This window comes from Aromatoleum sp., assembly GCF_036675785.1.
Classification (GTDB): domain Bacteria; phylum Pseudomonadota; class Gammaproteobacteria; order Burkholderiales; family Rhodocyclaceae; genus Aromatoleum.
Window position 1 is genome coordinate 99,107 of record NZ_JAKFEF010000074.1, and the last position, 13,478, is coordinate 112,584.

Consider the following 13,478-nt stretch of genomic DNA (forward strand, 5'->3'; position numbering starts at 1 on the left):
CCGGCGAGGCTCACAGCAGTTCCGCGCACGCCCGCGTGGAACGCGCTCCCGCCGCCGGCGCCGCAGCTACCCTGTTTCGTCCCGCCCTTTTCGCGCGATACAGCGCGGCGTCCGCCAGAACCAGCAGGCGGTCGAGCGTCACGCCTGCGCCCAGTTCGGCGATGCCGAGGCTCGCGGTGAGCTTGAACGGGCGCCCCGTCTCGTCCTGCAAAACCGTGTCCGCAATGCGCTTTCGCAGCCGTCGGCCCAATTTACGCGCACCGTCGAGATCGGTGCCGGGAAGAACGATGACGAACTCCTCGCCGCCGTACCGCCCGACGATATCGATCTCGCGCATGCAGTCCTCGCAGATCGTCGCCACCGCGCAGATCGCCCTGTCTCCGGTCGCATGCCCGTATTCGTCATTCACCCGCTTGAAATGATCGATGTCGAGCATGATCAGCGCAAGCGGCAGGCCGAAGCGGTCGGCGCGCACCCATTCGTGCCGGGCCCGTTCCATCAGGTGCCGCCGGTTGCTGATTCCGGTGAGCGGATCCAGCCGCGCGAGCTGATGCAGGCCTTCCTCCCTGCGCTTGTGCTCGGTCACGTCCTCGCAGACCGCGACGAAACGCGAGATCCGCAGTGACCCATCGCGCAGCGGTGAGACAGCGACCTTTTCCCAGCACTCGCTTCCGTTCCTGCGCCGGCCCAGGATTTCGCCGCGCCACACTCCTCCCGCGACGACCGTTTGCCATAGATCGCGGAAAACCTTGCCACAGGCCCGACCCGCTCCCAGAAGCCGAGGCGTCCGCCCGATCACCTCGACGCGCTCGTACCCGACATTCGCGAGAAAGGCATCGTTGACGTATTCGATCCGCCCGCTGCGGTCGGTGATCAGAACGGCAGCCGGCGCCTGATCGAGCGCGGCCTTGTACGCCTGCGCCACGGGATGATAGTCGGCAATGGAGTGTGCAAATCCGGTCGAGGACCGCGTCGGCAGCCCGGCGTCGGCGAGCTCGGGCGGGATTCGCTGCGCCGAAAACGAAGTTGCTCCATACCGATGCCACTGCATCGCCGCGTCCGTAACCGTTCCCCGATCGCCCGACCCGTTTTCCGATATCGCGTCCGTCACCGTGGCGGGCGGCGCGGTCGTGACGCGCAGCAAGGGCCAGACGGCCCAGACGATTACCGCCGTCAGCAGTCCCATCAACGACGCGAGGAAGATCAGCAGCCTTCCACCTCCCGGACCGCCGGCCGCTCCGAATCCTCCGCCCGCGAGGAGCGAGTCGACCAAACCCAGTGCGAACATCGCGAACGAAACTGCCAATAGGAGGAACAACGGCAATGGCTGGCGGGAAGGCTTCATCGGTCGTCGAGCGCTCTGTCGGAGGCATCTTGCAAAACTCCGCAAGCATATGCGTATTGGCTTTTTAATGCTATATGTATTTTCAGTTGCCCGACGACAGGAGGCTCGGCGATGTCGCCCCCCCGATTTGCCGTCCGGGATCGGCTACCATTCGTGCGCCTTGGCCAAGGCTCCATTCGACCGCCGCGATGCTTGACTCTCTCTCCCACTTCGCTCTCTTCGACGACAACCTCGACAATTGCGGCGACCTGCTGCTAACGGACCTCGAAGAGCACATCGTCTGCCGCGCACCCGACGACCTCGCAGCGGCTTTCCGCGCAATCGCGGCGGCGCAGAAGCGCGGCCGGTGGAGCGCCGTTGCCGCATCCTACGAACTCGGGTACGCGCTCGAGCCGAGGCTGTCGCCGCTCTTGCCCGCGGCCGGCGCTCCCTTGCTCGAAGCCTGGGTTTTCCGTCGCGCCGATCGCCTGAGTAATGGCGAAACTTCCGACATGCTGGCCCGCGTGGTCGAGCAGCTCCCCGAGCATGAACGGTCGGCCGGCGTTGCCGGCATCGCGCTCGATCTCGCGGAGCGGGACTACCGCGAGTCGGTCATGCGGATCCGCGAGTTGATCGAAGCCGGCGATTGTTACCAGGTGAATTACACTTTCGCGCTGCGCGGTGAAACCTACGGCCACCCGCTCGCGCTCTACCGGCGGCTGCGCGCGTCTCAGCCCGTCCGCCACGGCGCGTTCATTCGCCACGACCGCGGCGCAATCCTGTCGCGGTCGCCGGAATTGTTCGTCGAGCGCAGCGGTGAAAGCCTAACGTGTCGTCCGATGAAGGGCACCGCTCCGCGCAGCGAGCCTGCCGACACGCTCGCCGCATCAGACAAGAACCGCGCCGAGAACGTCATGATCGTGGACCTGCTGCGCAACGATCTCGGGCGCCTCGCGCCTCCCGGCGGCGTCCGGGTCACGCGGCGGTGCGAAATCGAAGCGTATCCGAGCGTCTGGCAGATGACTTCGACGGTGGTCGCCGAACCGGTGGCGGCGGATGTCGACAACGTGTTTCGCGCGCTTTTTCCCTGCGGCTCGATTACCGGCGTGCCGAAAATCAGGGCGATGCAGATCATTCACGAACTGGAGCCGCACCCGCGCGGCCTCTATTGCGGCGCGCTCGGCTGGATCTCGCCGGCGGGCGATTTCCGCCTCAGCGTCCCGATCCGAACGCTCGACGCGGAGCCCGACGGGAAAGTCACGATGGGCATCGGCAGCGGCATCGTCGCCGACTCGGACCCGGCAGCGGAATGGGCCGAATGCGTGCTGAAGGCGCAGTTTCTCACCGGGCTTGGCGCCGAGTTCGACCTGATCGAGACGCTTCGCTGCGAGCCGGCGGATCCGGCGCCTTATTCCTTGCTCGAACTCCATCTGGAGCGCCTGACCGCGTCCGCCGCACATTTCGGCTTCCGCTTCGATTCGAGTTCGTTACGCGCCGCACTGCTCGCGGAAGCGGCGGTGCTGACCGGCCCTCATCGCGTCCGCGCGCAGCTCGCGCCGTCCGGGAGCCTGGACATCACGAAGGCGCCGCTCGAAGCGGGAGTCGGTGCGAAAGTGCCGACGGTCATCGTTTCGCTCCACCGGGTCTCGAGCCGGAATCCACTCAGCCGCCACAAGACGACGCTCCGCGAAGCCTACGACCGGGAGCTCGCGGGCGCGACCGCCGCCGGGCACTTCGATGCGCTATTCCTCAACGAGCGGGGCGAACTCGTCGAAGGTGCCCGCACGAACGTGTTCCTTGACCTCGGCGACGGGCGGCTGTCGACGCCGCCGCTCGCAAGCGGCGCGCTCGACGGCGTCTATCGGCGCAAGCTGCTGGCCGAAGGGGCGCGGGAGCGGCGGCTGACGGTTCGCGATCTGCTCGACGCGCGCACAATTCACGTCGCGAATGCGCTCCGCGGTCTCGTCCGCGTCGAGTTGGCGGGGCGCGATCAGCTCAGGTAGCGGTGGGCGAGTCGACTCACGGGACAGCGCGTCAGCCCCTTCGCATCGTCGGCGCAGAGGCAGCAACGGTTTCCTTCGCAGCGCAGGCCGTTCTGCGGCGGCTCGCCGGAGTCGAAGTCGTCGATGCGCAGCAGTTTCAGGAAGTGCAGCGCGGACGCGTGCCCGCAAAAGACCGTCAGCGCACCACCGGCCGCGCACAGCCAGCGGTGATCCATCGAAATTGCAAAGCAGTTTCCGTCCCGGCCTCCGACCGCGTGAACGCGGATCTTGCAGGAATTCTTTCGCCATTCCGGCGCGACGACGAGTTCGAGCCACGTCGCGATACCCCCTGAAGCTTCCATTTCACCCGTCCTCCGTGACCGAACGCTGCCTGACCCGGGAGTCGAACCTCCTCCCCAGCGAAGTTTCCACATTATGGAACAGCAAAGGTGCGATTCAAGAAAATATTCCGTTCGGTTGTATTTCGTTTGCATTGTGGGGGCACAACCACTGCGTATGAAATGGATCGGCTGCCGAGAGTGCTCCTCCGGTGCAAGACGCCTTGCGCGAATTCGGGGCGCCGCCGCAGGAATAACTGTTCGGCTTCGCAAATCACGCTGGTTATACTTTTCCGCTCAACGACCGGAGGAAGAATCGCATGAAGCTCGAAACGCTCGCCGTCCATGGCGGATACAGCCCCGATCCGACGACCAAGGCGGTCGCGGTGCCGATTTACCAGACGACTTCCTATGCGTTCGACGACACGCAGCACGGCGCGGACCTGTTCGACCTCAAGGTGCAGGGCAACATCTACACGCGCATCATGAACCCGACGCAGGACGTGCTCGAAAAGCGCGTCGCGGCAATGGAAGGCGGCATCGCGGGGCTGGCGATGGCATCGGGCATGGCGGCGATCACCGCGGCGATCCAGACGATCGCCGAGGCCGGCGACAACATCGTCACGTCCAGCACGCTGTACGGCGGGACCTACAACCTCTTCGCGCACACGCTGCCGCAATACGGTGTCGAAGTCCGCTTCGCCGATTACCGCGACCCGGACGCGTTCGAGCGCCTAATCGATTCGCGGACGAAGGCGGTGTTCTGCGAATCGGTCGGCAATCCGCTCGGCAACATCACCGATTTCGAAAAGCTCGCCGAAGTTGCTCACCGCAACGGCGTGCCGTTGATTGTCGACAACACCGTGCCGTCCCCGTATCTGTGCCGGCCGTTCGAGTACGGTGCCGACATCGTCGTGCACGCGCTGACGAAATACCTCGGCGGACACGGCAATTCGATCGGCGGCATCATCGTTGACTCGGGCCGGTTCCCGTGGGCCGAACACAAGACGCGGTTCCGGCGGCTGAACGAGCCGGACGTCTCCTACCACGGCGTCGTCTACACCGAAGCGCTCGGCCCCGCCGCCTACATCGCCCGCGCGCGAGTCGTGCCGCTGCGCAACATGGGTGCCGCGATCTCGCCGTTCAACGCGTTCCTGATCCTGCAGGGAATCGAGACGCTCGCGCTGCGCATGGACCGCATCTGCGAAAACAGCGTCGCGATCGCGACCTTCCTGAAGAATCATCCGAAGGTGAGCTGGGTGAACTACGCCGGCCTCGAGGATCACAAGGACCACGCGCTGGTGCAGCGCTACATGGGCGGGCGCGCGTCCGGCATCCTCAACTTCGGCGTGCAGGGCGGGCGCGACGCCGGCGGGCGCCTCCAGGACGCGCTGAAGCTCGTCACCCGGCTCGTGAATATCGGCGACTGCAAGACGCTCGCCTGCCACCCGGCCTCGACGACCCACCGCCAGCTCGGGCCGGACGAGATGCTGAAAGCCGGCGTATCGGAGGACATGATCCGGCTGTCCGTCGGCATCGAGCACGTCGACGACCTGATCGCGGACCTCGATCAGGCGCTCGCGGCCGTTTGATCGGTGAACGCGGGGGGGGGGCAAGAGGTCGCGCCCCCGCCGCGTCAGCTTCCGACTGCGGCTTGATCGATGAATCGCGCGAGCTCGATGTCCTTCCACGTCAGTCCCCCGGCGTCGTGGGTCGACAGCGTGATCTCGACGCGGTTGTAGAGGTTGAACCATTCTGGATGATGGTTGAGCTTCTCGGCCATCAGCGCGACGCGGCTCATGAAGCCGAACGCCGCATTGAAGTCCGCGAACCGGAAGCTCCGGCTGATCGCGTCCCGCTGCTCGACCGGTCTCCAGTCCGGAAGTCCTGACAGCGCGCCCGCACGTTCGGCGTCGGTCAATCTGCTCGTCATGATGCCTCCTGTCTGCGTCGATCGCCCGAAGCGCCCGGGCCCCCTAACGGAGCGAGAAGACGGCGCGCCGCCCCGCGCCGCCCTCTCCTTCGCCCGCTTCGACTTTGGGCGCGAGCAGAAAAATCCGTTCCGCGGGGATCTGCCCCTTTTCGAGCAGCGCGGTCTTGGCCGCTTGCGCCCGTCTCTGCGCGAGCCGCCGCAGCCCCTCGTCGTCGACGAAGGTGTTCGCGAGGATCAGCGCTTCCATCTCCGCGGGCGGCAGGTCCTTCAGCAAGCCGATCATGTTGCGCGGCCGCTCGAAATCGGCATCCCGATACACGCGCTCGAGCCACTTCGCGTATTCCTCGGGGCCGATCACGACTTCGTCGAGCGGCGGCCCTTCCCCTTCGTCGCCTGACGCCTTCAGCTTCGCCGCCTTTATCGCCCGCTCGAGCCTGACCTTCTTCAGACCTTCGGTGTCGCTCGCCGGGTCCGCCTGTCCGGTGATTTCGAGCCGCAGCGCCGGCCGATCGGTCAGCGCTTTCGCCAGCGTCGCGAGCTTTTCCTCGGCGGTGGGCGGGAACGATGCTCGGCCGGGCGCGAATTCGAGATAGGACAACTCCTCGCCGCCGCCGAACATCGACCCGAGCAACGCGAACGGTGCCGTCAGCGCCTTGCCGACGAGATTCACGATCGCCTTGAACACGAGGCCGGCAATGCTGAACTGCGGGTCGTCGAGCGAACCGCTGATCGGCAGCCGGAGGTCGATTTCGCCCTCGCGGTTTTTAAGCAGCGACACCGCGAGCTGAACCGGCAGGTTGAGCGCGTCGGGGCTGTCGACCTTCTCGCCGAAAGTCAGCTGATCGAGGAAGACGCGATTCGTCGCGCTCAGCTTGCGGTCCTCGATCTTGTAGTTCAGGTCGGCCGAGAGCTTTCCCTTCTCGATGCCGTAGCCGACGTACTTGCTCGAATACATCGACACCGCGGTCAGTTCGAAGTCCTTCACCGACGCGGCGATGTCGAGATAGCGATCCTGTCGGAACGGATTGAACTCGCCGGCGACGGTGACCGGCGCCGTTTTGGCGACCTTTCCCCGCAGATCGAGCCGCGCGAGGGTCGCGGGGTCCGAGGACAGCCCGACGAGTTCGCCTTCCATGCCGGTCAGGTTCGCATCGTAGTTCGGGCGCACGAACCGGTCCCGGAACGCGATGTTGCCCTGCTTGACCACGATCTTTCCGACCGCGATCGGCGGAGGGGATTCGGGCGGCGGCGGGACCTCGGCGGTCGTCGTCCTGCCCTTGGTTTCCGCCTCCGGTTTCGCCTCGTTCGCTTCGGCCGCTTCCGTGTGCTGCGGCGTTGGACGGATCTCGCGGAGATTGAGTTGGCCGGTCTCGTCGAGGATCAGCCGCGTGTAGAAGTCGGTCAGCCCGATCTCGGCGATCGACAGCGCGAACGGGGAAAGGCGCAGATCGATGTCAGCGATATTCAGCGCCTGCCATCGGACGAAATCGGTCGAGTGGTTCGTGTCGATCGACGAAAAGTCGGAGACGCCGAGATTGCCCTTGAAGCTGCCCTTCAAGGTGCCGTCGCTCGCCATATCGAAGGCGAGCGTGCCTCGGCTCGTGAGGTTGCCGCCCGTAATTTCGATGTTGAGCTCATTGACGAGGTACGGCTGCAGCGGCAGCAGGCCCACCGATCGCAGATCGATGCGGAAGCTGCCTTTCAGCGGCGAGGGCGTGAGCGTCCCGCTGATCGTCGCGCGGCCGCGGCGATTGACCTGCGCATCCAGATCGAGCTCCGTCGTCGCTCCTTTCGCGCTGCTCAGCCCGTCCGCGGTCAGCTTGATCGCGTTCGCCTGCATCACGATCGGCTTCGCCAGCGTCCGATCTTCCAGGCGCACCGCCCAATCGTCTAGCGCGAGCTTTTCGACGACGAACGACCAAGGTTTCCCGGCTTGCGCCTCGCTGTTCTGGCCGCTTGCCGGTTCCACGCTTCGGTTCGAACCCGACGGTGCGTCGAGCAAACCCAGCGCATCGAGCCTGCCGTCCCGTCCGCGGACGAGCGAGAACGATGCGCCTTTCGATTCGACGCGGCCGACCGTGATCGAGCGTCCGGCCGGTGCCACCGCGACGTTCTCGATCGCGAGCCGCGACAGCTTCGCGAACGCGGGCGACTGCCCTTTGAGCCCGAGCTCGAAGTCGCGCAGCACGACCGCCTCCGCGAGCACGTCGATCGCCGGCTCGCCTTCACCTGTCTTGACCGTGTATTTCACGGTCGCGTCGACGCGTCCGTTACGGATCTCGCCTCCTGGCAATGCGGCGCCGTAGTACGGCGCGTAGCGGCTCGCGAGCAGGTTTTCGGCGGCGACGCGGCCGTCGAGTTCGAACGGCACGAGCCGCAGATGGCCGCGGTGGTTGCTCTTCTCGTCGGCGTCGGTCGTGAAGTCGACCGCGACGTCGGCGACGGCATCGGGCGCGGTGCCGAGGTTTCTCGCCTCGATCACCACGTTTCTCAACTCGGTGCGGAACGGCGTCACGGTCGTGCGGTCCTCGAAGCGGATCTGCGCGCGATCGATCCTCGCGTGGTCGAGCGCGAAGACCGGCGGTGCCTGCCGTCCATCCTTGCCGTCAGCGTTGCCGGCGGCCCCGTTCGCGGTCGAGGCGTTTTCTCCGGCTGCCTTCTCTCCGCCCGATCGAGTCGCGCCTCCAGCCGCGGACTCCGGCGCAGCCTTCTTTCCGTCCTGCGCCCCGTCCTTTGCCTCCGCGCGCGTCATGGCGGTCGGCAGGATCTCCTGGAAGTTCAGCTTTCCATTCGCGAGCCGCACGACGTCGACTTCCGGCTGCGCAATCTCCAGCCGATCGAAGTGCCACTTCCCGCCGAGCGGCTGGACGTCAGCAAGATTCAGGACGAGGGACGGAACGCTCAGCATCGCCTCGCCCGCGGTGTTCTCGAGCCGAAACCCCGCGAGTTCCACCGTGCCCTTCACCGCGAGCTTCGTTCCGACCTCCACGGGCTGCGAAAACGCCACTTCGAGCCGCGTCGTCAGCCGCCCTTCGGGGACCTTGAACGCGGCGTCGAACGGCAGGTAAGCGAGATACGGCGTGAAATCGAAACCGTCGAGGACGACGTCGAGCACGGTTTCGCGGTCCTCGCTGAACGGGCGCGTCCTGCCGTCCAGACGCAGCGGGCGGCCGTTGACGAGCGCCGACACGACCGGTTCGACGAAAAGGTCGACTTTCGCCGGCAGGTTCGACAGGAACGGCAGACCGATATCGAGTTGGGACAGCTCGTGCTTCAACCCGACCATCCGATCCTCGAAGGCGACAGCGCCACCGATGATCCGGATGTTGTTCACCGAGAAGCGCGCCTCGTCGTCGTCCTCGGAAGGCGGCTTTGCCGCGAAACGGTCGATCACGTCCGACCAGTTGTTGCGTCCCGACTCGAGCCTCGCGAAACGCGCGTGCGGCGCTTCAACGCGCAGTTCGCGCAGCACTGGACCGCCGCGGATCAGGGACTCGGCCTGCAGGTTGGCGTACAGGGTCACGAACGAGAATGCGTCGCCCTGCCCGTCCGCTTCGGCGACCCGGACGTTGCTCACGGTCAGCGACAGCGCGAAAGGATTGATGCGCACGCGCTCGATCGTGACTTGCCGGCCGAGCGCGTCGGCGAGCGCCCGTTCGCCGAAATGACGCACTGCGGGCGGCAGAACCAGGAAACCGAGGATCGCGATCGCGGCAAGGATTCCGGCCGTCCACTTTGCCGCCCGCATCACGCGTGGCGATCCGATCTTCCGCCACGCCCGTGCGCCCGTCCCCGCCATATGCATTCTCCACCATGTCATCCGCGGCGATCATGCCACTGCCCGCTCAATCTAGCAGGCCAATCTGTGAATTGCCGCGCCCGCCCCCTGCGCGTATCCTGCGCCGCTTTCCACGGAGGGGCTTTCCCCTTGGCCGACCAGAATTTCGACGTCATCGTGATCGGCGCGGGTGCCGCGGGAATGATGTGCGCCGCGCAGGCCGGACGGCGCGGGCGCAAGGTGCTGATCATCGACCACGCCGCGAAGCTCGCGGAGAAGATCCGCATTTCGGGCGGCGGCCGCTGCAACTTCACGAACCGGCGCGTCGGGCCCGAGAACTTCCTGACCCTCAATCCGAACTTCACCCGCTCGGCGCTCGCCCGCTACGGCCCGGCCGACTTCGTCGCGCTTGTCGAAAGCCATCGCATCCGCTATCACGAACGCGACCACGGGCAACTCTTCTGCGACGACTCGGCGCAACAGATCATCGACCTGCTGCAGGGCGAATGCCGGGACGCCGGCGTGAGCTTCGCGATGCCGCTCGCAGTCGAAGCGGTCGCGCGACTCGGCGACGACGGCGACCGGTTCGAGGTGCGCGCCGGGGGCCGGGCGTTGCGCTGCCAGAGCCTCGTGATCGCCTCCGGCGGCCTGTCGATTCCGAAGATCGGCGCGACGCCGCTCGGCTACCGCATCGCCGAGCAGTTCGGCCTTGCGGTCGTGGCGCCACGGCCGGCGCTCGTGCCGCTGACGTTGCCGCCCGAGACGCTGCAGAAGTTCGCGCCGCTCGCCGGTTCCTCGCTCGACGTCGTGGCGCGCTGCAATGGCGGCCGCTTCCGCGAAGCGGCGCTGATCACGCATCGCGGCCTGTCCGGCCCGGTCGTCCTGCAAGTGTCGAGCTACTGGCAGGCGCAGGCGTATCGCGACGAGGAGTGGGAAGCCGTGAGTTTCGACCTGCTGCCCGGCATCGACGCACTCGCGTGGCTCGAAGAACACGCCGGCGACAAGATCCTGCTCGCGAACCTGCTCGCCGAGCGCCTGCCGCGCCGCTTCGCGCACGCGTGGTGCGCGCTGCACCGCTGGGAACGGCCGTTGAACCAGTTCCGCGCCGCCGAACTGAAGGCTGTCGCCGCGACCCTTTCCGACTGGCAGATCGTGCCTTCGGGCACCCAGGGCTATGCGAAGGCGGAAGTCACGCTTGGAGGGATCGATACGCGCGCCCTGTCGTCGAAGACGATGGAGGCGACACGCTGCCGCGGGCTCCATTTCGTCGGTGAAGTGATGGATGTCACCGGGCATCTCGGCGGCTTCAATTTCCAGTGGGCGTGGTCGTCAGGCCATGCCGCCGGGCAATTCGTCTGAACCGGCGCTGGACGGCAATTCCACGAACGCCGTGGCCGCAGGCGCAAGCAAATGTTGGCACCTCGGATCGTTTGATGCGAATCAAGGCCGCGAGTGCGGGAATTCGGAGAATGAAGCCACCTTAAAGGAGGGCCGGACAATGACTGGAATCGCCACGCTGATGACTCACGACCACCGCACCTGCGACGAATCCTTCGCGCGCGCCGAGACGGCCGCCTCGCGAAAGAAGTGGCAGGAAGCGGGGAACGAACTCGCAACCTTCATCGCGGCGCTCGAAACGCATCTCGACGCCGAGGAGAAGATCCTCTTCCCGCGCTTCGAAGCGGTCACCGGCATGACGGGTGGCCCGACGCAGGTGATGCGCGGCGAGCACACCGAGATGCGCAGCGCGCTCGAGCGGATGAAGGATGCGCTCGACCGGCAGGACGCCGACGATTACGCGGGCGAAGCCGAAACCCTGTTGATCCTGATGCAGCAGCACAACATGAAGGAAGAGAACATCCTTTACCCGATGTGCGACGCGCAGCTCGCCGGCGAAAACCTTCCCCCGGTGCTCGCCGAAAAGCTCGGCAACCGGCAGGCTGCATGACGCAGATTGTCGACGGGCGCGGCCTCGAGCCGCCCCAGCCTTTCGAGCTGGTGATGGAGGCGCTCGCCGATCTTCCGGCAGGCGGAAGCATCACCGTGCTGCTCGACCGAATGCCCCATCCGTTGTTCCGCATCCTCGACCGTGACGGCTACCGTCACAGCAGCAGGATACGGGACGACGGCGTTGTCGAAATCGAGATCGCCGCCCCATGACGACTGCAGACCTGAGCCTCAGCTACGAAGCGGCGCCTGCCTTTTCCGCGCCGCTCAGGTTTTTCATTACCGCGCCGCTGTTCGGGCTCGTCGCCGGTCTGGTCCTGATCGGCGCGCCCGAGCTGCTCGAATCGCGCTGGACTGCCGGCGCGCTCGCGGCTACGCACCTCATCGCCGTCGGCTTCATGCTGAACGTGATGTTCGGCGCGCTGTTCCAGATCCTTCCGGTCGTTGCCGGCGCCGTGATGCCGAACACGCCCACCATTTCGGGCCTCGTGCATCTCGGCCTCGCGACCGGCACGGCGAGCCTCGCGTGGGGACTCGGCACCGGCTCGCCGCCATTCCTCGTCACCGCGGTCGTCGTGCTCGGCGCGACGTTCGCGATCTTTCTCGCCGCCGCGGCGTACGGCCTGCTGCGGACCCCGGTCGCGCAGGCGACCCCGCGCGACCTGCGCCTCGCACTGGTGGGCTTCGCCATCGCCGGCACGCTGGGAATGCTCCTCGCGACGACCCTCGCACGCGGCCTTGCGCTGCCGTTGCCGATGCTCGTGAAACTGCACGTCGGCTGGGCATGGCTCGGCGCGTCGGGCGTATTGCTCGCCGCGGCGAGCTGGGTCGTCGTGCCGATGTTTCAGATCACGCCGAACTATCCGGCGAAGCTGACGCGTTACTGGGCCGTCGCGACCTGCGCGGCGCTCGCGCTGTGGAGCGTCGCGGTGCTGATGGAGCTCGCGCTCGTCGAACTGCTGCTCGCCGCGGCTCTCGCCGTACTGTCGGCGACCTATGCGATCACGACGGTCCGCCTGCAGACGCAGTCCCGCCGGTCGGTGCCCGACAACACGACGCGCGCCTTCCAGCTCTCGATGGTCAGCCTGATCGCCGGACTCGCGTGCGTGATTCTGGCGCACCGTTTCGACCACGAGCTGTTGCCGATCCTCGCCGGCGTCCTGATCCTGCACGGCGGCTTCGTCAGCGCAATCACCGGCATGCTGTACAAGATTGTCCCGTTCCTCGCGTGGCTCCACCTCTCGCAGGAAGGGCTGAAGGCGCCGAACATGAAGAAGCTCCAACCGGACGCCCCGGTGCGCCGGCACCTTGCCGCCCACGCGATCGCGCTCGTCGCGCTGCTGATCGCCGCGGTCAGCGGCAGCGACCTCCTCGGCAGGCTCGCCGGCGTTACCGTGGTCGTCGAGTTCGCGCTGCTGCTCGCGAACATGGTCAAGGTGCTCGCCGCGTACCGGAACGCGCGCGCGGCGTAACGCCGCCCGATCCCGAAGCCCCGGCGGGCGCCGTTTGCGTCGCGGCGTTCGAGCGCCGGACGCGCACGCGCCCCCGCCGACGGCCGGCCCGTCGATCCCGGAATTCTCGCCGCGATTTCTCCGTGGTCACCGCAGGTGGAAGTATCGTAAGTCGGACTGAGCGGAGCGATGTCCGACATCCGCGGCTTCCCGAAGCCGCGCGTCGGCCTACGCCCGAGGCTCACTTCCACCTGCGCCGAATCCGCCCGCCGAGACAACCCCGGACTTGGACCCGTAGGTCGGACTTAGCGGAGCGATGTCCGACATCTGCAGCTTCCCGAAGCCCCGCGTAGGCCTTCGCCTGCGGCTCGCCGACCTGCGACTCCCGCCATGCGCGAGGTCCCCGTCTCCCCCTCTCCCCGGAATCGAGCCTGTCATCCATCGACCCACCAGAGCCCGAATGACTAGTTCCAAGTGACTAGTCGTTCGGACTACGCGTTACCCCCTACCCCTGCTTTCGGCGAATGTTCGCCGCGATCTGCAAGGCATACGCTTCACCTCGTCCTGGAGCCATCCGTGCTCCACTCGGGAGGGGAAGAAAGATGGCCTCGTCGCGTCAGAAACAGTTTTCGGTGCTCGTCATGAGCACGACGGCATTCACGATGTGTTTCGCCGCGTGGATGCTGTTCGCGGTGATCGGCATTCCGATCAAGGCCCAGCTCGGC

The 13,478-nt window shown here is 66.3% G+C and carries 10 protein-coding genes; 6 read left to right on the top strand and 4 right to left on the bottom strand.

What is annotated here, in order from left to right; translation table 11 throughout:
• Nucleotides 1–10: 10 nt before the first annotated feature.
• On the bottom strand, nt 11–1,345 hold the full coding sequence (locus V6M37_RS16075) for a GGDEF domain-containing protein (RefSeq protein ID WP_332675000.1): 1,335 nt from the start codon (nt 1,343–1,345) through the stop codon (nt 11–13).
• A 188-nt stretch (nt 1,346–1,533) separates the two neighbouring features.
• Between V6M37_RS16075 and pabB the strand changes: the two genes are divergently transcribed.
• Nucleotides 1,534–3,327, top strand: a complete 1,794-nt coding sequence (pabB, locus tag V6M37_RS16080) for an aminodeoxychorismate synthase component I (protein ID WP_332675002.1) — start codon at nt 1,534–1,536, stop codon at nt 3,325–3,327.
• Here pabB and V6M37_RS16085 read toward each other — a convergent pair.
• Nucleotides 3,315–3,668, bottom strand: coding sequence for a hypothetical protein (locus V6M37_RS16085; protein ID WP_332675004.1), 354 nt, complete (start codon nt 3,666–3,668; stop codon nt 3,315–3,317). The two genes, pabB and V6M37_RS16085, sit on opposite strands and share 13 nt — an antisense overlap.
• 296 nt (nt 3,669–3,964) lie before the next feature.
• Here V6M37_RS16085 and V6M37_RS16090 point away from each other — a divergent pair, with 296 nt between their 5' ends.
• Nucleotides 3,965–5,236, top strand: coding sequence for an O-acetylhomoserine aminocarboxypropyltransferase/cysteine synthase family protein (locus V6M37_RS16090; protein ID WP_332675006.1), 1,272 nt, complete (start codon nt 3,965–3,967; stop codon nt 5,234–5,236).
• A 44-nt stretch (nt 5,237–5,280) separates the two neighbouring features.
• Here the strand turns inward: V6M37_RS16090 and V6M37_RS16095 are convergent, their stop codons facing one another.
• Both V6M37_RS16095 and V6M37_RS16100 read right to left on the bottom strand, forming a co-directional pair.
• Nucleotides 5,281–5,580: a 4a-hydroxytetrahydrobiopterin dehydratase gene (locus V6M37_RS16095; protein ID WP_332675017.1), complete on the bottom strand. Its 300-nt coding sequence runs from the start codon at nt 5,578–5,580 to the stop codon at nt 5,281–5,283.
• A gap of 40 nt (nt 5,581–5,620) precedes the next feature.
• Nucleotides 5,621–9,325 carry a DUF748 domain-containing protein gene (locus tag V6M37_RS16100; protein WP_332675019.1) on the bottom strand — a complete coding sequence of 1,235 codons (3,705 nt, stop codon included), beginning with the start codon at nt 9,323–9,325 and terminating at the stop codon, nt 5,621–5,623.
• Nucleotides 9,326–9,505: 180 nt separating this feature from the next.
• Between V6M37_RS16100 and V6M37_RS16105 the strand changes: the two genes are divergently transcribed.
• From V6M37_RS16105 to V6M37_RS16120, 4 genes are all read left to right on the top strand, one after another.
• Nucleotides 9,506–10,714, top strand: coding sequence for an NAD(P)/FAD-dependent oxidoreductase (locus V6M37_RS16105; RefSeq protein ID WP_332675007.1), 1,209 nt, complete (start codon nt 9,506–9,508; stop codon nt 10,712–10,714).
• A gap of 139 nt (nt 10,715–10,853) precedes the next feature.
• Entirely contained in the window at nt 10,854–11,303 is a 450-nt protein-coding gene (locus V6M37_RS16110; protein WP_332675009.1) for a hemerythrin domain-containing protein, read from the top strand.
• Nucleotides 11,300–11,515 carry a DUF2249 domain-containing protein gene (locus V6M37_RS16115; protein ID WP_332675010.1) on the top strand — a complete coding sequence of 72 codons (216 nt, stop codon included), beginning with the start codon at nt 11,300–11,302 and terminating at the stop codon, nt 11,513–11,515. The genes V6M37_RS16110 and V6M37_RS16115 overlap by 4 nt, the downstream gene beginning before the upstream one ends.
• Nucleotides 11,512–12,774, top strand: a complete 1,263-nt coding sequence (locus V6M37_RS16120; RefSeq protein WP_332675011.1) for a hypothetical protein — start codon at nt 11,512–11,514, stop codon at nt 12,772–12,774. The genes V6M37_RS16115 and V6M37_RS16120 overlap by 4 nt, the downstream gene beginning before the upstream one ends.
• Nucleotides 12,775–13,478: the final 704 nt, after the last annotated feature.

Excerpts from the sequence above, each read along its gene's own strand:
- V6M37_RS16075 (WP_332675000.1), bottom strand. The coding sequence starts at position 1,345 with ATGAAGCCTTCCCGCCAGCCATTGCCGTTGTTCCTCCTATTGGCAGTT.
- pabB (WP_332675002.1), top strand. The coding sequence starts at position 1,534 with ATGCTTGACTCTCTCTCCCACTTCGCTCTCTTCGACGACAACCTCGAC.
- V6M37_RS16085 (WP_332675004.1), bottom strand. The coding sequence starts at position 3,668 with ATGGAAGCTTCAGGGGGTATCGCGACGTGGCTCGAACTCGTCGTCGCG.
- V6M37_RS16090 (WP_332675006.1), top strand. The coding sequence starts at position 3,965 with ATGAAGCTCGAAACGCTCGCCGTCCATGGCGGATACAGCCCCGATCCG.
- V6M37_RS16100 (WP_332675019.1), bottom strand. The coding sequence starts at position 9,325 with ATGCGGGCGGCAAAGTGGACGGCCGGAATCCTTGCCGCGATCGCGATC.
- V6M37_RS16110 (WP_332675009.1), top strand. The coding sequence starts at position 10,854 with ATGACTGGAATCGCCACGCTGATGACTCACGACCACCGCACCTGCGAC.
- V6M37_RS16115 (WP_332675010.1), top strand. The coding sequence starts at position 11,300 with ATGACGCAGATTGTCGACGGGCGCGGCCTCGAGCCGCCCCAGCCTTTC.
- V6M37_RS16120 (WP_332675011.1), top strand. The coding sequence starts at position 11,512 with ATGACGACTGCAGACCTGAGCCTCAGCTACGAAGCGGCGCCTGCCTTT.